Source organism: Vibrio hannami (assembly GCF_029589055.1).
GTDB lineage: Bacteria > Pseudomonadota > Gammaproteobacteria > Enterobacterales > Vibrionaceae > Vibrio > Vibrio hannami.
Map to the genome: position 1 here is coordinate 1,864,952 of NZ_JARQZP010000003.1, position 17,706 is coordinate 1,882,657.

Consider the following 17,706-nt stretch of genomic DNA (forward strand, 5'->3'; position numbering starts at 1 on the left):
TCGCCTTATCTGTAAGATATAATCAAACAACGATTAGTATTTATATAGACATTGGCATGGTCAATAATTGTTTTTGCTTAGCCAGGTGTCATATGTTGCACACTTAATTTTGTAATACAATATAATGGTATTTGTTTTTTCCTTGTGCAGAAATTGTCTCGTTTGTTAACAAAGATTAATCTTAAATTCAGTGTAAATAACTGCAAAAATTAACATGTTTAAAAGCTAAAATTTAAGCATCCCCGTTTAAGTTGACTCTAGTACACCAGTTACCAATTTTGGTAGCTGGTTTTTTTAAGTTCCAATCTATCAATCACATTAACCTGCTTTTCTCTGAGTTCTCATTTCATTTTTCCATCGATATGCATCTAAATCATGAGCGCTAACCAGCCCTTAACCATCTGGTTTTAATTGAAATTTTATGTTTTTATTTCTGTCCAGATTCAAGATTTAAATCGCATAGTGAGTAGTAAATACAAACGCACTGAAGTCATTGAAAGCTTCCTGACTGGCCAGCAATAATACCAACTAGAGAGTTGCAAAAAATGACACCATTAAGGGCAATTTAGCGCATTTTGTTGACTGTTGTTTCTTGTATTATTAATTCAAACACTGGGAGATAGTTATGAATTACTTTTTGGCAATCGATATAGGTGCTTCTAGTGGAAGGCACTTATTAGGTCATATTGAGAATGAACAAATAGTGCTTGAAGAAATATACCGTTTTGAAAACAAGCTCACATCTGTCGATAACCAGTTATGTTGGGAAGTCGATAAGCTATTTAGCCATATTATTAAGGGGCTAAAGCAATGTGTTTTCTTGGGGAAAATACCTAAAAGCATCGGTATTGATACCTGGGGTGTCGATTTTGTTCTTCTTGATAGTGACGATAACGTTATAGGTAACACAGTTTCGTATCGAGACAGTCGTACTAAAGGTGTTATGAATGACGTCTGCGATCAAGTTGGACATCGCGAAATATATCGTAAAACAGGCATTCAGTTTATGGAGTTCAACACTCTGTATCAGATGAGTTCTGTGGATTCAAAAAATAAGCAAGCAGCATGCTCTTTTTGATGATCCCTGATTATATTAATTATCTCCTAACTGGTGTGAAAGCCAATGAGTATACCAATGCAACCACAACTCAAATGTTGAACTTTGATAGTGATGATTGGGATAGAGACTTGTTGGAAGTATGCGGTATTAGTAGAGATATTTTTTCTAAGCCTCAATATCCAGGTCATCGTCTTGGCAATCTGAAGTCAACAATACAAGAAGCGGTCGGATTTGACTGTGAAGTCGTGTTGCCAGCAACACACGATACCGCGTCTGCATTTATCGCGAGTGTTCTCGATCTAGATGATGATGGGGTGATTCTGAGTTCTGGAACCTGGTCACTATTAGGTACCGAGCTTGATAAGCCGATCGTCTCCGATATATCTCGTGAAAGTAATTTCACCAATGAAGGTGGATATAACAAGCGATATCGATTTTTGAAGAACATCATGGGACTTTGGACAGTTCAAGAAGTCTCAAGGATGCTGGATTACAAGTACTCCTACGCGGAGCTAGCTGATCTTGCTCGAGAGGCGAGTCATTTTAAATCCGTCATCGATGTCAACAATGAACGCTTTTTTGTCAGCGAAAATATGATTGAAGAAATTAGCGATTATTGTAAAGAAACAGGGCAGGACACCCCCCAAACAACGGGTGAAGTCTGCATGTGTGTTTATCGAAGTCTGGCTAAATCTTATAACCAGTATATTGAAGAACTTGTCAGTGTTACCGGTAAAAAGGTAGATAAGATTAATGTTATTGGCGGAGGTTGCAAGAACCTGTTGTTGAACGAGCTTATTGAACAGGAAACCAATAAAGAAATTATTGTCGGTCCAGTGGAGGCGACTGGAGTGGGAAATATCATTGTACAAATGTTATCCATGGGTGAGATTGCCCATTTAAAACAAGCAAAAAACTATATTAGAAACAGCATTTAATTAGGAATTATCATGGAACAGAGTTTAAAAGATAGATACGAACTGAGTAAATCACTTTACGCTAAATGGGGCATTGATGTTGATGCTGCGCTTGAGAAATTGAAGGACGTTAAAGTCTCTATTCACTGTTGGCAGGGCGACGATGTTACGGGTTTCGAAGAAGCGGCTCATGAACTGTCTGGTGGTATCTCCGCCACTGGTAGTTACCCAGGTAAAGCGACGAATGCTCAAGAGCTACGTGCAGACTTAGACAAGGCACTGAGCCTTATCCCTGGTAAGCATAAAATTAACCTCCATGCCTTATATGCAGAGACACATGGTGTGGCAGTTGATCGCGATGAGTTAAAGCCAGAGCACTTTGCAGGCTGGGTTGAATGGGCGAAAGAGCGCGACCTTGGCTTGGACTTTAACCCAAGCTTGTTCTCTCACCCAAATGCAAGTGAAGGTTTGACGTTGTCTCACCCTGATAAAGAGATCCGTGATTTTTGGATTAAGCACTGTATTGCTTCTCGTAAGATTGGCGAATACTTCGGTAAGGAATTAGAGCAAACTTGCCTAACAAATATTTGGATTCCAGACGGTTATAAAGATACCCCAAGTAATCGCTTTGAACCGCGCCAGCGCCTAAAAGAGTCACTCGATGAGATCTTCGCGGTAGACGTTGATGAGCAGTTTAACAAGGATTCGGTAGAGTCAAAGGTATTCGGTATTGGTGTTGAATCCTACACGGTTGGTTCGCATGAGTTTTATATGGGGTACGCGATTGCGAACAATAAACTTTGCTTGTTAGACAATGGCCACTACCACCCGACGGAGTCAGTTGCTGACAAGATTTCATCTATGTTGCTTTATCAAGATGAGCTTGCTTTGCATGTGACTCGCCCTGTTCGTTGGGACAGTGATCATGTCGTAACGCTAAACGATGAAGTTAGAGAAATTGCAAAAGAGCTGGTTCGTACTGATAGCTTGGATAACGTTTACCTTGGCCTAGATTTCTTTGATGCCAGTATCAACCGCGTAGCCGCTTGGGTATTGGGCACACGCAATATGCAAAAAGCACTGCTTGAAGCCATGCTTATGCCGCATGATAAGTTGACTGAGTTGCAAAATGAAGGTGATTTCACTCAGCGCCTAGTTCTAATGGAAGAGCTAAAAACCTACCCAATGGGTGATATTTGGAACTACTTCTGTGAGTCAAACGATGTACCAGCAAACGAAGATTGGTTTAGAGCGGTCGAACTATACGAACAAGACGTTTTGTTTAAGCGAGGCAAATAATGGATAAGTTAGCATTTATACAAGAGTTTAAAAAAACGACCCAGGATGCCTGGCTAAAAGGGTGGCATGAGCGTAATGGTGGCAACTTGTCCTACCGTTTGACTGAATCCGAAGTCGAACAGGCTCGTCCATTTTTTGATGAGGCATCGCAATGGGCGGACATCGGCGTGACGGTCGCTAATCTGGCCAATGAATTCTTTATCGTTACAGGTAGCGGTAAGTACTTTCGAAACGTAGAAGTGTGTATTGAAGAGAATGCGGGAATCATTCAAGTATCAGAAGATGGTACTCAGTACAGAACTCTCTGGGGGCTTATTAATAACGCGAAGCCGACGAGTGAGCTACCAGCGCACCTTATGAACCACTCAGTTAAGTTTGACGTTACGGATGGTGCGCATCGAGTCGTTATGCATTCTCACACGACAAACTTAATCGCGCTTACTTTTGTCTTGCCACTTGAAGCTGAGATATTTACCCGTGAATTGTGGGAAATGGCGACCGAGTGTCCGGTGGTATTTCCTGCCGGTGTGGGTATTGTTCCGTGGATGGTACCTGGTGGCCGCGCTATCGCAGAGCACACGAGTGAGTTGATGAAAACGTATGATGTCGCTATTTGGGCTCATCATGGCACATTCTGTTCTGCAGAAGACCTAAGCCTAGCGTTTGGCTTGATGGATACGGCAGAGAAGGCAGCTGAGATACTCGTTAAAGTTCTTGCAATGGGTGGCAAGCGACAGACTATTCAACCGCAAGAATTTAAAGAACTAGAGTCTGCATTCAACGTTACGTTGAATGAAAAAGCACTGGCTTGAGGGGGCGTTAGGTGATTAGAAAAGCGTTTAAACTCAAAGTTAACCCCGGTCAGTTTGAAGAATACAAAAAGCGTCATGATAACGTTTTTCCTGATTTAGTTACGGTGCTTAAAGAAGCAGGTGCAAACAACTATTCCATTTTTCTAGATCAGGAGACCGGTTGTCTGTTTGGTTATGTCGAGTTAGAATCTATAGATAAATGGAACGACGTTTCAAAAACTGAAGCTTGTCAGAGATGGTGGCGTCATATGGAAGATATCATGGAGACGAATCCTGATAGCAGTCCAAAATCGACAGAGTTAACAGAGATGTTTTATCTAGCGTAATGACGATCAGCTAATGCTACGAAACAAATAAGTATCAAGAGGTAAATATGAACAAGCCGAACATCATTGTAATTTTTAGCGATCAACAGCGTTGGGATACGTTAGGTTGTTACGGTCAGGAACTGCCCGTGACCCCAAATCTCGATGAACTTGCACGCGATGGTGTCATGTTCGAGAACGCATTTACAGTTAACCCTGTATGCGGCCCTACACGTTCGACAATGCAAACGGGGCTATATCCAACCGAAACAGGTTGCTTCCGAAATGACATCATTCTCCCTCAAGGTCAAAAAACCGTGGCTCACTTTCTTTCTGACGAGGGGTATAGCGTCGGTTACGTAGGTAAGTGGCACCTAGCCTCAAACAACACAGCTCATGAGGGCTTTGTTGTAGCGGCACCAACAGAGAGTTCAGGTGAAACGATCGACAACTGTTTCACAGCAATACCAAAACAATATCGCGGTGGTTATAAAGACTTCTGGGTTGCATCAGATATCCTAGAGGGTACCTCACATGGCTACGGTGGACACATGTTTGACATCGATGGCAACAAGGTAAGTTGGGATGAAGATGTGTATCGTGCTGACTTTTTGACTGACTTAACTACCGATTACATCGGTAATTACCAAGAAGAGAAGCCGTTTTTCTTGTTCTTGTCTTACCTAGAACCGCATCATCAGAATGATCGTAAAACCTACGAAGGCCCTCATGGCTCGCAAGAGAAATGGAATAACTTCAAGGTGCCTGGCGATCTAGAACCATTTGTTGATGGTGATTGGGCTGAGGAGTACCCAGACTATCTAGGGTGTTGTAACAACCTAGACCAAAACGTGGGTAAAATCCGCCAAGCAGTGAAAGATAAAGGGCTAGATGACAACACTGTCATCATCTATCTGAGTGATCACGGCTCTCACTTCAAGACACGTAACAGCGAATACAAGCGCTCATGTCACGACTCTTCGATCCGTATCCCATTCGTGATTTACGATCCACGAGCGAAAGCGGGTCAGGTGATTGACGATCACGCGAGTATTATCGACGTTGTTCCGACTCTGCTTAAGGCTGCTGGAATCAATGTTCCGAGCTACATGCAAGGTCAACCACTCCAAGATTTGTACATTGATAATGCCAAGAGAGACAATGTGAGTTTCATTCAGATCAGTGAGTCACAAATTGGCCGTGCTATTCGTACAAACACATGGACATACTCGGTATCGGCTCCGGACCAAAGTGGCTTGATTGAGAAAGAAAGTGCGGTTTATCAAGAAGAGTTCTTATACAATCTTGTAAACGATCCTAATCAGTTAGAAAACTTAGTTGCTAACGAGGATTTGAAACCAGTTAAAGAAAAGCTACGACAACTTCTTCTTGACGAGATCTATCGCATTGAAGGAACGAAACCCGAAATTTTAGAAGCATAGTTTTTGGAAGTACAGTTAACGCGTAAATTGTTGCTATTATGCTTAAGAGATAAAGTCCATAGTGTCGCCACTATGGACTTTTTTGATACCGGGCTCTTCAGTCTATTCGCCCGGTTACTTTATGTTCTCAATAACCGTCGGTCAACCGATGCCATTTACGCACAACAGTGTTTATATTTCTTACTGCTACCACATGGGCAGGCGTCATTTCTACCCACCCTTTCCATCGGGTTACTCGAAAACTGCTCCATAATCTTGGCTGGTGATTGGCCACGTTTGATTAGCTTTGCCATGTAAGCCATCGCATGCTGAGAATGGTCGAAGAAGCTAAAGTATCCTTGACACAAATAGTTATGGTCGAGTTCACCTGTTGGTCCTGGCAAAAAGCGATGTTTCGGGCAACCACCATGGCAAGCGAATCTGTATCGACATGACAGACAACTACTATTCAGTTGTTTAGATTTGTTGAGTCCGAAATTAATCGCTTCTTCGCTATTGTTCATCGACTGGATTGTACGGTCATGGACGTTGCCAAGTTTATATTCTGGATAGACGTAGTGGTCACATTGATATAGGTCACCATTCGCCTCGATGGCAAATGCATGCCCGCACTTTGGCGAAAATACACAAATTGGACTCGGTTGCCCAAGCCAGGTCGTTAACGTTGTATCAAATTGTTGAACAAATACTCGTCCTACATCTTTGGTAATCCAGTAATCGAAGATGGTATTTAGGAATTGGCCGTACTCATCGGGTTGGACCGACCAAGGTGTGACTTTGCCATTTTTTTGATCTGGGTTAACCAACCAGGTATCGCTTGTTAGCTGGTCGGATTCTTGTCGCTCTACCAATGGAATGAACTGAATGAAGTTCGATCCAATGCTTTTTAAGTATTGGTAGACCTTAAGTGGGTGTTTGACGTTCTTATCGTTGACGACGGTAAGGGTATTAAATTCGACACCATGTTTTGTTAATAACTCGATCGCATCGACAACTTTGCGATGGGTACCTTTGCCGCTCGTGTTGGTGCGATAGGCATCATGAAGATCTTCTGGTCCATCAATAGAAACACCAATCAAAAAGTCGTTTTGTTTGAACAGCTCACACCATTCGTCGTTAATCAAAATCCCATTAGTTTGAAAACCGTGTGAGATCTTTTTGTTGCCCCGATAACGTTCGCACAATTGAACAACCGTGCGATAGAAGTCTATGCCGAGCAATGTAGGCTCTCCTCCTTGCCAGGCAAATTGCACGGTATCTCCCTGCTGCGCATCGATATATTGCTGAATAAACACCTCAAGCGTTTTCTCATCCATACGCCAGTTCTTTTGTCTATCAGGGTAGAGTTTCTCTTTCTCTAGGTAAAAGCAGTAATCACAGTCGATATTACATACCGAACCAGATGGCTTGGCCATCACATGACAGTTGGTAATTTGGTTCATTGTAGTTTTCCTATGAAGACATCAGAAAGCATGTTTAAGGCGTAGGTTACTGCTATCAGCATTATTATTATTGAAGTAAACAACTTGATCATTCTCGCGTGGGAGAGAGTGCACATGATGGCAACCACCATTGCTGTTGCACCACATAGATAAGTGAGAGAGGCATCTTGAGTGATCGACACCTTTACCAATACTACACCGATGGAAAATAGAACCAACTGTGTTCGTAGCCAGGCCAGGACAGTGCGTTCTAACTGCAGACCATTTACCGTACTCATAGAGTGATAGCCAACGCGATGATGAAGGTAAGCACTAAAATGGTTGCGCTAATAATCTTCATGTTCGATGTGTATTGGAGCTCTTGGTTTAGCCTCATCGCCTGTTCGTTGTGAGACCATCGTCGGTAAGCATAGATACCAACGGCGCCAGAGCAGAGACACAGGAAACAAGAAAGCAGCAGTCGCACCAACGGGTTTGCAAGCTCTGGAGTCAGTTGGTCGAGAGCAATAGCTCCGGCTAACAAGGCGAGTGATGTTCTAATCCATGCAAGATAAGTTCTTTCGTTGGCAAGTGAGAAGCGATAATCCGGAGCGTTCCCTTCTTCACGCCATGGTGACTTTTTAGATCTTGGCTTTTTCATTCAACGCTTTCCTTGGATACTTGTTGGGGGCTTGTCAGTTTTGATAAATTGAGCGGGTAGGGTTTGCGATGGTGTTTGCAAAGCACACCGGATTGCTTAAGAGTTTTACAAAAACGAATCACTGTCGTGACGTCGGTAGCACTATATTCGCTAATTTCGCGATAGGTCCAAGGATAGTGGGGATAGTGCGTAAAGAAATGCTGTATCGCATCGATAATCCTGTTTTTAGCATTGAAAGCACTAAACTGGACGAGACGTCGCTCGGCTTCACCCAACTCTTGGCATACCTCGGTTGTGAGTGCTTTGCTCAGTGAGGGGGATATGTGTTGTAAGTCTTCAAAGGATTGAACATTCACCCGACTGACAACACTGTCTTCCATAGCCCTTGCTGTCGCAGGATAGCGCTGACAGGTAAATAAAGAGCGATACCCAAAATACGATCCCTTCCCATACAACCTTAGTAACGATTCTTTTCCGGTTTCTGCCACTTGATAAAGCCCGATAAATCCACTTTCAACGCGATAGAACCCAGATGCTTTGCTGTGACTAAAGTAGACGGCTTCTCGTTTGCCAACGGTGAGTCTGCAGGTCATCTCTTTCAATGATGTTGGTATTGGTATCGTCATAATGCCGTCATTGCGTTCTACTGTAAGGGTTAGTGTACTTCAAAAAAAACAGACGAAATATGATCAGCGCCATAAATTAAATACTAATTGGTACGTTAGATTGGATTAATTAAAAAGGTGTTTTGTTTTTGGTTGTTAAGGAGATGGTTTATGCCATTCTATGAGCTGTTGACGAACTTGTGGTCTGCGGATGCAGTGGCATTAAAGCTGCTTTTAGGAAGCATTTTTGGTCTGTGTTTGGGGCTAACTGGGGTCGGTGGAGGTGTGTTGTTAATACCAATGTTACAGTTGTTTTGTGGCATGTCTCCAGTGTTGGCGGTCGGTACTGCAAGTATGATTTCAGCAATGGTCAAAATCAATGCTTCCCTAGTACACATAAAAGCTTGCAACGTATCGTGGAACAAGATAGCACTACTATTTGTTGGGGCGGTTCCGGTTACCTTGATGGTCACACAGCTGGTCGTTTACTTCAGCACACATCCGTTTTACTCGCAAAGGACAGAGCAGATGGTGGCTTGGCTAGTGACAATTGTCATGGCTTGTTCCCTGGTTTCTGTGTTCTCTAATTACAAAAGCTCGTCTAAGGCCAAGCAGGGAGTCACTTCGGTGCCTAAAACAAACACCAAAAAAGCGATTGTGTCTGGTATGTTCTGTGGTTCAGTTTTAGGCTCAACGGGCGTTGGTGGGGGTGTTTTGCTTCTCCCTGTCCTTAACAATGTGTTGCATGTGGATATTAAGAAAGCTGTTGGCTCTTCGGTAGTGTTGGCATTGTGTCTATCTGCCATTACCGCAGCAGGGTATGCAAAAGGTGGACAGTCAGATATTCATACCGCAATCTTATTTTTTATCGGTTCATTTCTTGGTGTCCCTGTCGCTGCTCATTTAATGAAACGCATGTCTGAACGTCACGTTTATTCAGCGACTATGATCGTTATTTTGGTCAGCTTGGTTGCTTATCTAACGCTTTAGATATTGAGCTCAGAGTTTATTTTAAATTTCTGTCTCTGGTGAATCAACGATCCTAAAAGTTTGAGGTCGAGTTTAAGATATCGATCTGTGATTATTTGTAAATATATAGTTGTTAATTATAAGTGGTAAATATTATGCCCGCCCTGGAATTATCCAAAAAAATAATATATCTGGGGCGTCAATTAACTCTCAGTTATTTAACTTACACACTATGCAAATTTTGGCCTCAAAATTACCAAAAATTATCATTTCACTAAATCAGTATAGATTGTAGCTTTACTATGTTGGTTTTAATTGATTGTGAAGTAGGTTCTCAAATGAAATTTTGGTGACTCATGAACAAAAGAATAGATTTTTATTCTAACTTCTTTTGTCACTTATCTATTCAGGTGAGATTGTGATTAATGTTCGGGTAAAACGAGCAAATTAAAATAAATTACGTTGAAATAAAATAATGAAAGGGAAGAAACATGATTGATATAGTAATCGTACTGGTTTATTTTGGCTTCCTTGTGGCAATTGGGGTCTTATTCAAATCCTTCAGTAATTCCACAAGTGATTATTTTCGTGGGGGCGGTAAAATGCTTTGGTGGATGGTGGGTTCCACATCATTCATGACAGCGGTTAGTGCCATGACGTTTACTGGGCACATGGGTAAAGCACTAACAGGTGGATTTGCAGTAGCGACAACCGTTTTTTATGCAAACGCGCTTGGCTACCTGTGTAACTATCTGTTTTTTGCAGCAAAAGCACGTCAAATGCGAGTAGAAACACCATTGGAAGGTGTTCGCATGCGACTTGGTCCGGTGAACGAGCAAATTTTCACATGGGCTAACGTTCCGCTGAGTGTTCTCCAAGCTTCGATTTGGATTAATGCACTGGCTGTGTTTACTAGTGCTGTAATTGGGCTGCCGCTAGAGCTAACAATTATTGTTGCTGGTTCAGTTGTATTGTTCATGTCTCTCGTTGGAGGTAGCTGGGCGGTGATCGCATCAGACTTCATGCAGATGATCATTTTGACAACCATGACGTTAGTAACGGGTGCAGTAGCGATTTGGAAATCTGGTGGCTTGACACCACTTCTTGAGGCAGGTCTTCCTGAGCAGCCATTTATTGGTGACGGATACAACCACGCGTACTTGTTTGTTGGCTGGTTTATCTTCATGTTTATTAAACAGTTCTTTAGTACCAACAACATGGTAGATTCCTACCGTTATATTGCAGCAAAAGATACCAAAAATGCTCGTAAAGCAGCGATCTTAGCCGGTACGCTAATGCTTATCGGTCCACTGCTTTGGTTTGTGCCTGCGTGGTATGTAGCAGCACATTACCCAGATACAAGTACATGGGGCTTGGCTGGACTAGGTCACAAAGTCGCTGATGCAACCTACTTTATGTTTGTAAGTCGAGAAATGCCTGTGGGCATGGTTGGCTTGATGCTTGCTGCGATGTTTGCTGCAACCATGTCTTCGATGGACTCAGCGTTAAACCGCAATGCCGGTATTATTTTGAAGAGTGTTTATCAACCATACTTCTGTAAAAATCACTCTGACTCACACCTTATCTTTGTGAGTAAGCTACTGACGGCTCTGTTTGGTATTGTCATTATTATTTCAGCGCTTTTCCTAACATCATTGAAAGAGTTTGGCCTGTTTGATTTAACGATGTTGGTGAGCACGCTTATAGGCTTCCCAATCCTTATTCCTTCGATCATGTGTTTCTTCGTCAGGAAAACACCTGATTGGGCAGGTTGGGGTACCGTTATCGTAGGTATGTGTGTGTCAGGGTTTATCGCCTTTGTTCTAACACCGGAAGCGCTACAATCGATTCTGGGCTTAGACCAACCACTGACGTCACGTGAATACACAGAGATGAAATCGGTAACGTTAGGTTTGATCGGACACATGTCGATTACACTACCGTTCTTTGTTTGTTCACAGTTCTTCTACAAGGGACTGCCAGCACAACGAGAAGCTGAAGTTAAACAGTTCTTTACGAATGTGGACACTGAAGTTGTGGTTGAAGACAGCCCAGAAAGTGTTGCGATGGATAATAAACAAAACAGCGTGCTAGGTAAGATGGTGCTTATTGCGTCTGTCTTTATTCTCTGCCTGACCTTAGTCCCAAACCCATTGTGGGGGAGAATGTTGTTTGTCATTATTGCAGCGATTTTAGCTCTGATCGGTACCTTGTTAGTTAAGTCTGAACGTAAACTTGAAAGCACTAAAGTAACAAAAGCGTCAACAATCGCTTAAAAATAAGATGATACCAAAACCCTTAATGAGTTAATTCACGTTAAGGGTTTTTTAGTTTATGGTGAACCATAAATGACTTATAAATTTTGAATTAAAATATCACAGGCAAATGATGGTACTACTAGAGGCAATCACTTAAAGTCATGTCCGAAAATCGGGGACCACTTCAACGTATTACATCAGTCGGGCAGGATACAAAAGTCTATTTGAGGAACGATCTTAAAGTAGATGCTAGTGAGGCTAGTTTTATTGCTACGGAGCAGTTGGATGGGGATATGTTTAGCTTCGATACGCATTCGTCAAAATCGGATGAGTGTGGCGGTGTGAGCGTACTAGCGAACTTCGATTGGACTGGTGGTACGTTCAATATGTCAGTAAGCGTTTATTACTCGGCAGTATTGAAGTGAACGGCCAGGAGTATTAGCTCCTGGCGATATTCCACGGAAGAAGGGATTCGATCTGCTCTACCGTTTCGGCATACGGCAGTTTAGTCAACAGGGTATGGAGGTATTCGTGTGGTTCCAGCTCGTTCAGTTTTGCGGTTTCCACGATGCTGTAGCAGACTGCACTGGCTTTTGCTCCCTGAGAACTATCTGCGAACAACCATGACCGCCTTCCAACCACGAACGGTCGGATAGCATTTTCTGCCAGGATATTGCTGATGCGGAGTTCCCCATCTGTACAGTAGACGATAAGCTTGGACCACTGGTTGAGCATGTAGGAGATGGCTTTACCCGTCAGACTGTCAGCAGGAACTTTGGAGACATTCTTTTCCAGGAAGGCTTTCAGCTTACCCAATATCGGAACACTGTGCTCCTGACGATAAACCGTCACCTGTTCAGGTGTATAACCTGCTTTTTCTCTCAGCCCCTTAATCTGCCGTTCGATATGGTAGAGTTTATTGATGTGCCCAAGCGCGGTATCTGCCTTGCTGACTTTGGCTTTCTTACCTTTCGGTTGGGCATCCTGCGCTTCGATAAATTTACGGCGGGCATGGTCCATACAGCCCACATTAATCAGACCATATTCTCGGCAGGTAGCATTGTAGCCCGCATAACCATCGGTTTGCAGGTAGCCTTTAAAGCCTTCAAGTAACTCAAGCGGGACTTCTCCGCTTCGGGATGGGTCGTAATGGAACAACACACTTTGCTCACCAGGTGGTCCGCCGAGTGATACCCACATATATTTGTCGGAAGTCGCAGCTTTACCTGGCTCTTTGAGTACCTGGATACGGGTTTCATCCATCGCAACGATACGGCCTTCATTCTGCTTTTCTCTAAGCAGGTTCACCAGAGGCTGAAGTACCTGTGCCGATTTCATTACATAGTTGGCCAATGTGGCTCTGGAGATATCGCCACCGTAACGGCTTAGCATCTTTTCGATTCGGTAAAGCGGAAGACCATCGACATATTTTGAAGTAATCGCATGAGCAATCAGACTGACACTGCCCAATGAACCAGGCAGCGGATGTTTGGGCATTTGTGCAGTAACCATTTTCTGACCGTCTTGCGTATCGAACACGGCTTTTTCCTGCATGTATTCCAGTACACGAACTTTGGCAGGCACGATATCCAGCTCTTCTTTTACTTTAGCGAAGAAAGTGCTTTTCGCGCCCGTCTTTTCTTCATCGGTCAGGTATAGGAAGATTTGTTCTCGTGGTAAATCGCTGGACAGTGGTTTACGACCACGAGGTTTGGAGGTGTTGCTTTTGTTCTTCTCTTCGTCCTGCTTCTCGTGCTTTTCAAGCTCTGGGTCGGTACAAAGCTCAGCTTCATCGAACAACAGGAACTGGTCAGAATTGGTTTTCTCGCTGCTTGGGGCAAAGCGTTTGATTTTCAGGTGGCGAACCACCTCTTCTAAAATTTCGATACGTTCAGATTTATTCTGAAGTTGTGCTTCTTTCTCTGCTAACAGAGCACGAAGTTGCTCAATTTCAGTCAGGTTTTCAGAGGAGGAAGTCACGATTAATATAGTGGCCTAGATGCAATGGGCCTGTAGCTCTGTCACCGGTTAAAATGATTTCTGAAATATCAGAAAATTGGTTAGTGTTCATGTTTTTATCTCCTAGTAAATAGATCGCTACTGGAGATAATCAGAACACAGTCTTAGCTACCTTCCAGCAGCTTAAGAATGTGAGAATCCCGTGCCGCTCTATTTAGAGCGCCACCAAAAGAAAAATGACGAAGGTGTTGGGATATGTCTCATCCCATCAAGCTAACAATAATTAGTTTTAAACTCAACCCCCTCCGAATGAGCCATTACAGAATTGAAGTCTCCGAATCTCAACAAGTAGCTATTTTAAGAACGTATTGATTCTTTTCGGGGAAAAGACGCTAATATCAGAGATGCTGATTTATTAACCCAATCGGATAAGTTTGAGTACGGCAAACTACGGTTAACAAGGTATGAATGAGTAAAAGCGCTAAGTAGAAAAGGGGCAGAATCGGTTCAACCATAAGAGACTGAGTTTTAATCAGGAAAACCGCTTTCGAAACTCTCGTGGCGTTAATCCTACAATATTGATAAAGGCCTTTCGACATGCACTGATATCTTCGTAACCAACTTGGTGGGATATCCATTCAAATGAATGCTTTGTACTTTCTAGATAGTCACATGCTTTCTGTATTCTAAGACGCTGCAAATACTGATTTGGGTTGTAACCCGTAGCCTTTAGGAACCGCCTTTGCATAGTACGTTCAGTAATGCTTACTTGCTTCGCTAACTGATTTATCGATAACGGTTCTGCATATCCTTGATGCATTATTTGTTGAACTGAAACTATCATCAAATCACCATGATCGAACGATGGTTTGAATTGCTTATAATAACTCTGTTCTCTCTGCGCAGTATCGATAACAAGTGTTTTACCAAGTTGGTGTACAACCCGAGGAGATGAATATTTAGCGACCAGTTCAAACCCGAGATCCAGCCACGACATCATACCGCCTGCCGTCACTATGTCCCCATGGTCGATCAGTATTTTATTGCTGTTAAGAGGAATTTCCGAAAACGTTCTGGTAAATGTTTCTGCTAACGCCCAATGGGTTGTAACTTCTCGCTTTCCAAGCAAGTTCGTTGCAGCGAGAATAAAGACCCCCGCGCAAGCAGATGACAGAACACTACCTTTGGAATATTGCTTTCTAAGCCATTCAATAAGTTTGGCTTCAGGTGCTAAGTAGTAATTGCCTATTGAAGCTGGCGGTAGCAAAATAACGGTGAAACTATCCTCTATCAACCCATCATGCGAAATAATGATAGGTTCAAATGAGACCTTAATCCCTTGTTCTCGACAAACTCTGGTTGCAAGTATAAACATCTCTTCAAGACCAAAAACTGCAGACTTTAATACTGAAGGATACTCGCAAATACCAATGGATACTTTCATCATTCAAATCTCTAGTTATGTCAGTTTTTGCCCTTTATATGTCATTTTAACCACTAAAAAAACGACATCAAGTTGCTCATAATCTCTCTGAACAAAAAGTGAGAACAGAGGACAACAAAAATGAACAAAGCTGCATTAATTATTATTGATATTCAAAACGATTACTTTTTCAAAGGTAAATTTCCGCTATGGAATACAGGTAAGGTTCTGATAAATATTAAGAAACTAATTTGTAAAGCTAACCAGAAACAGATTCCTGTCTTTCTTATCCAACACATATCTTCGGCTCCCAAGGGAATGGCTCCTTTCTTTGAAAAAGGTAGCGAAGGTGTAAAGATTCACCCAGACATAATCTCCATATGCCCCAACGCTGAAGTCATACAAAAACAACATGCTGATAGCTTTTATCAAACGCGTTTAGATGAGATCACTAGAAGAATTTGGTATTGATGAATTACTCATATGCGGGATGATGACACAAAATTGCGTTACGCATACTGCTATATCAAAGAAGGCAGAAAAATATAAGGTTTCAATTATTGAAGATTGCTGCACTACTACAGATGCGATGATTCATAAAATGGCTTTGAATGCAGCATCATCTCGCGTACCAACGGTAATGCTTTCCGAGGTGCTGTAGATTTAGTCATTAGAAAATGTATTGAAACCTCACTGGTATCGTGAACTAGAGAGGTTTCGCTTCAACTCACTTTGGGGCAAAACAGAGTCAGGTCGCTTGAGCATAGATGTCGCAGCAAAGGTTAAACCATTATTGAACAGGTTTTTCGCATCGGACAAACAAGAAATTAGGATTGTTTTTTAGGCGTTGATAAGTGGATTCACACATCTTTTTTACCTGTTCATTAACCTTGCCTTCATTGAGCCTGGAAATTACCAAACCAGAAGAAGTAATGGCCTCGCACAATTCGGTTAATGACCGGCGGTAAAAACTGACTTTTACCGGAGTACCAATGGTGTTCCACTCATCATTGACGTGTTCACACTCAAAGTAATTCCCACTGGTTGAGTATTCGAAATCGACAAAAGGGTGGTGGGTGGAAAATACCATGTAGCCGCCAGGTTTCAATACTCGAAATACATCTTCGAAAACAGGCTTCAATTCTTTGATATAGTGTAAAACCAGCGGGCAGATAACCACATCTGCGCTGCTATCACTTTCTTTCGGTAGGCCTTCAGATATATCCTGAACGTAGGCTTCTACATTGTTGCCAAGTGATTCTTTTGTTAGGGCAACCATGTTTGCGGATAGGTCGAGACAAGTTACCTTATTGGCGGATTGTTCCAACAACCAACTGGCATAAATACCGGACCCACATCCCATATCAATTACGTTTTTGCCTTTAACATCATCTAGTAGTGCCATGGTTGATGGGCGTTCAAGGTGGGCATTGTAGATATTATCTTTTACAGCTTCGCCATATTTTACCGCGTGTTTGGTATACATATCAGACATTCATTCACCCTCCTGACAAAAGAAGGAAGAATAACAGTCTGAGCAAATTCAAACCACGATGCATCAGTCAATTCTATGTAAGAAATGCTAGATATATTAATTGCAAATTTGAGATAATGAGCAAGCGTTAGCTTTGTGTAAAAGAGTATCTGATGAAACGAGTATTTGATGATCTAAATGTTTTTTGTGCGGTAGTTGAAAAGGGGAGTATGAAGCAAGCTTCTGAGGCTTTGGGTATTCCCCATAGCACCGTTAGTCGAAGAATCGATGCGTTGGAAAGCGTTTTAGGATTACACCTTTTACATCGAACCACACGAGAGGTAAAAGTCACTCATCGGGGAGAGCAGCTATATAGAGATTGTGCTCCACTACTTGATTCACTTGGAAACTCCGTTGAATTAGCAATAGATAGCGAAGTGACATTTAAAGGGGCTCTCTCGGTGTCTATGCCTGTTAGAGCAGGGTTGGACTTTCTGGGAAACTGGTTGATTGATTTTGCTTCTGAGTATGATGAACTCAAGTTAGAACTTTCGCTGTCGAATGTGAATCTTAACCTGGTTCAGGAAAATATCGATCTCGCTTTTCGGGTGGGGCCGCTGGTGGATTCGTCTGCTATAGCATTGCGTTTATGGGATATTCCATATTCCATCTGCTCCAGTGAAGAATTTGTGAAGTCTCAAAAAATCAATCCGCAAGAGATAACCATAGAGCAGCTTAGTTTATTACCGTGTGTGGTTTCCATGCCCGCTCGTTCCTGGGCATTTGTCGACAAAGAACATAAAGAGCGAATGATTCAGCCCAATGCACAACTCGTTGTCGACGACCTGAGCTTAGCGTATCACGCTGTTAAAGGTGGACATTTTATTGGCATGATACCGGAAGAGATGATCGTTGATTCCAACGTGGTGAAGTTGAGTTTGCAGGATCTAAGCCCTAGAACCAGAACAATGTTTGCCTACTACTTAGGAAAACGCCATACCATCAGTCAGATACGACATATTGTGGATTACATTAAGGATAGAAACCTCAAGAAAAACATCCTGCTTGGGGAAAGCTGAGACAAATAAGCCTGTGGTAGTC

17 protein-coding genes and 1 pseudogene are annotated in these 17,706 nt (G+C 42.5%); 11 read left to right on the plus strand and 7 right to left on the minus strand.

The window, feature by feature from the left end:
- Positions 1–625 precede the first annotated feature (625 nt).
- The 6 genes from P7F88_RS10100 to P7F88_RS10125 are packed head-to-tail and all read left to right on the plus strand — an operon-like array spanning position 626 to position 5,835.
- Positions 626–1,078, plus strand: coding sequence for an FGGY family carbohydrate kinase (locus P7F88_RS10100; protein WP_277824248.1), 453 nt, complete (start codon positions 626–628; stop codon positions 1,076–1,078).
- Entirely contained in the window at positions 1,066–1,998 is a 933-nt protein-coding gene (locus tag P7F88_RS10105) for a rhamnulokinase (RefSeq protein WP_277824250.1), read from the plus strand. Before P7F88_RS10100 ends, P7F88_RS10105 begins: the two co-directional genes overlap by 13 nt.
- Before the next feature lie 12 nt (positions 1,999–2,010).
- On the plus strand, positions 2,011–3,276 hold the full coding sequence (locus P7F88_RS10110) for an L-rhamnose isomerase (RefSeq protein WP_277824252.1): 1,266 nt from the start codon (positions 2,011–2,013) through the stop codon (positions 3,274–3,276).
- Positions 3,276–4,088, plus strand: a complete 813-nt coding sequence (gene rhaD, locus P7F88_RS10115) for a rhamnulose-1-phosphate aldolase (RefSeq protein WP_277824254.1) — start codon at positions 3,276–3,278, stop codon at positions 4,086–4,088. The genes P7F88_RS10110 and rhaD overlap by 1 nt, the downstream gene beginning before the upstream one ends.
- Before the next feature lie 11 nt (positions 4,089–4,099).
- Entirely contained in the window at positions 4,100–4,414 is a 315-nt protein-coding gene (gene rhaM / locus P7F88_RS10120; RefSeq protein WP_277824256.1) for an L-rhamnose mutarotase, read from the plus strand.
- 47 nt (positions 4,415–4,461) lie between these two features.
- The gene (locus P7F88_RS10125; RefSeq protein WP_277824257.1) at positions 4,462–5,835 is read left to right on the plus strand and encodes a sulfatase family protein; all 1,374 of its coding nucleotides are present in this window, start codon (positions 4,462–4,464) and stop codon (positions 5,833–5,835) included.
- 155 nt (positions 5,836–5,990) lie between these two features.
- On the opposite strand, the gene P7F88_RS10130 is transcribed toward P7F88_RS10125, so the two are convergent.
- From P7F88_RS10130 to P7F88_RS10145, 4 genes are read right to left on the minus strand one after another with little or no spacing between them, the layout of a single operon-like run.
- Entirely contained in the window at positions 5,991–7,277 is a 1,287-nt protein-coding gene (locus P7F88_RS10130) for an anaerobic sulfatase maturase (RefSeq protein WP_277824259.1), read from the minus strand.
- On the minus strand, positions 7,274–7,555 hold the full coding sequence (locus P7F88_RS10135; RefSeq protein WP_277824261.1) for a DUF202 domain-containing protein: 282 nt from the start codon (positions 7,553–7,555) through the stop codon (positions 7,274–7,276). Before P7F88_RS10135 ends, P7F88_RS10130 begins: the two co-directional genes overlap by 4 nt.
- Positions 7,552–7,917: a YidH family protein gene (locus P7F88_RS10140; RefSeq protein WP_277824264.1), complete on the minus strand. Its 366-nt coding sequence runs from the start codon at positions 7,915–7,917 to the stop codon at positions 7,552–7,554. Before P7F88_RS10140 ends, P7F88_RS10135 begins: the two co-directional genes overlap by 4 nt.
- A complete protein-coding gene (locus tag P7F88_RS10145) occupies positions 7,914–8,543 on the minus strand; it encodes a Crp/Fnr family transcriptional regulator (RefSeq protein WP_277824266.1) in 630 nt (209 codons plus the stop codon). The genes P7F88_RS10140 and P7F88_RS10145 overlap by 4 nt, the downstream gene beginning before the upstream one ends.
- Before the next feature lie 150 nt (positions 8,544–8,693).
- On the opposite strand from P7F88_RS10145, the gene P7F88_RS10150 reads away from it, so the two are divergent.
- From P7F88_RS10150 to P7F88_RS10160, 3 genes are all read left to right on the plus strand, one after another.
- Positions 8,694–9,512: a sulfite exporter TauE/SafE family protein gene (locus P7F88_RS10150; RefSeq protein WP_277824268.1), complete on the plus strand. Its 819-nt coding sequence runs from the start codon at positions 8,694–8,696 to the stop codon at positions 9,510–9,512.
- Between the two features lie 470 nt (positions 9,513–9,982).
- A complete protein-coding gene (locus tag P7F88_RS10155) occupies positions 9,983–11,767 on the plus strand; it encodes a sodium:solute symporter family transporter (RefSeq protein ID WP_277824270.1) in 1,785 nt (594 codons plus the stop codon).
- A 143-nt stretch (positions 11,768–11,910) separates the two neighbouring features.
- A complete protein-coding gene (locus P7F88_RS10160; RefSeq protein ID WP_277824272.1) occupies positions 11,911–12,174 on the plus strand; it encodes a hypothetical protein in 264 nt (87 codons plus the stop codon).
- A 13-nt stretch (positions 12,175–12,187) separates the two neighbouring features.
- Here P7F88_RS10160 and tnpC read toward each other — a convergent pair whose 3' ends face one another.
- Both tnpC and P7F88_RS10170 read right to left on the minus strand, forming a co-directional pair.
- The gene (gene tnpC, locus P7F88_RS10165) at positions 12,188–13,729 is read right to left on the minus strand and encodes an IS66 family transposase (RefSeq protein WP_277824274.1); all 1,542 of its coding nucleotides are present in this window, start codon (positions 13,727–13,729) and stop codon (positions 12,188–12,190) included.
- A 511-nt stretch (positions 13,730–14,240) separates the two neighbouring features.
- Positions 14,241–15,155 (minus strand): GlxA family transcriptional regulator, encoded by a 915-nt coding sequence (locus P7F88_RS10170; protein WP_277824276.1) that lies wholly within the window; start codon positions 15,153–15,155, stop codon positions 14,241–14,243.
- A 117-nt stretch (positions 15,156–15,272) separates the two neighbouring features.
- On the opposite strand from P7F88_RS10170, the pseudogene P7F88_RS10175 reads away from it, so the two are divergent.
- Positions 15,273–15,792 (plus strand): annotated as a pseudogene (locus P7F88_RS10175) (cysteine hydrolase family protein).
- 129 nt (positions 15,793–15,921) lie between these two features.
- Here P7F88_RS10175 and P7F88_RS10180 read toward each other — a convergent pair.
- The gene (locus P7F88_RS10180; RefSeq protein WP_277824278.1) at positions 15,922–16,626 is read right to left on the minus strand and encodes a class I SAM-dependent methyltransferase; all 705 of its coding nucleotides are present in this window, start codon (positions 16,624–16,626) and stop codon (positions 15,922–15,924) included.
- A gap of 152 nt (positions 16,627–16,778) precedes the next feature.
- Here P7F88_RS10180 and P7F88_RS10185 point away from each other — a divergent pair, with 152 nt between their 5' ends.
- A complete protein-coding gene (locus P7F88_RS10185; protein ID WP_277824280.1) occupies positions 16,779–17,684 on the plus strand; it encodes a LysR family transcriptional regulator in 906 nt (301 codons plus the stop codon).
- The last annotated feature ends 22 nt before the right edge of the window (positions 17,685–17,706 follow it).

Bases quoted from the DNA above. Each gene is read 5' to 3' on its own strand.
- P7F88_RS10105 (WP_277824250.1), top strand. From the start codon at position 1,066: ATGCTCTTTTTGATGATCCCTGATTATATTAATTATCTCCTAACTGGT.
- P7F88_RS10155 (WP_277824270.1), top strand. From the start codon at position 9,983: ATGATTGATATAGTAATCGTACTGGTTTATTTTGGCTTCCTTGTGGCA.
- P7F88_RS10100 (WP_277824248.1), top strand. From the start codon at position 626: ATGAATTACTTTTTGGCAATCGATATAGGTGCTTCTAGTGGAAGGCAC.
- P7F88_RS10140 (WP_277824264.1), bottom strand. From the start codon at position 7,917: ATGAAAAAGCCAAGATCTAAAAAGTCACCATGGCGTGAAGAAGGGAAC.
- P7F88_RS10125 (WP_277824257.1), top strand. From the start codon at position 4,462: ATGAACAAGCCGAACATCATTGTAATTTTTAGCGATCAACAGCGTTGG.
- rhaD (WP_277824254.1), top strand. From the start codon at position 3,276: ATGGATAAGTTAGCATTTATACAAGAGTTTAAAAAAACGACCCAGGAT.
- P7F88_RS10110 (WP_277824252.1), top strand. From the start codon at position 2,011: ATGGAACAGAGTTTAAAAGATAGATACGAACTGAGTAAATCACTTTAC.
- P7F88_RS10180 (WP_277824278.1), bottom strand. From the start codon at position 16,626: ATGTCTGATATGTATACCAAACACGCGGTAAAATATGGCGAAGCTGTA.
- P7F88_RS10185 (WP_277824280.1), top strand. From the start codon at position 16,779: ATGAAACGAGTATTTGATGATCTAAATGTTTTTTGTGCGGTAGTTGAA.
- P7F88_RS10160 (WP_277824272.1), top strand. From the start codon at position 11,911: ATGTCCGAAAATCGGGGACCACTTCAACGTATTACATCAGTCGGGCAG.
- P7F88_RS10145 (WP_277824266.1), bottom strand. From the start codon at position 8,543: ATGACGATACCAATACCAACATCATTGAAAGAGATGACCTGCAGACTC.
- P7F88_RS10170 (WP_277824276.1), bottom strand. From the start codon at position 15,155: ATGATGAAAGTATCCATTGGTATTTGCGAGTATCCTTCAGTATTAAAG.
- P7F88_RS10130 (WP_277824259.1), bottom strand. From the start codon at position 7,277: ATGAACCAAATTACCAACTGTCATGTGATGGCCAAGCCATCTGGTTCG.
- P7F88_RS10150 (WP_277824268.1), top strand. From the start codon at position 8,694: ATGCCATTCTATGAGCTGTTGACGAACTTGTGGTCTGCGGATGCAGTG.
- P7F88_RS10135 (WP_277824261.1), bottom strand. From the start codon at position 7,555: ATGAGTACGGTAAATGGTCTGCAGTTAGAACGCACTGTCCTGGCCTGG.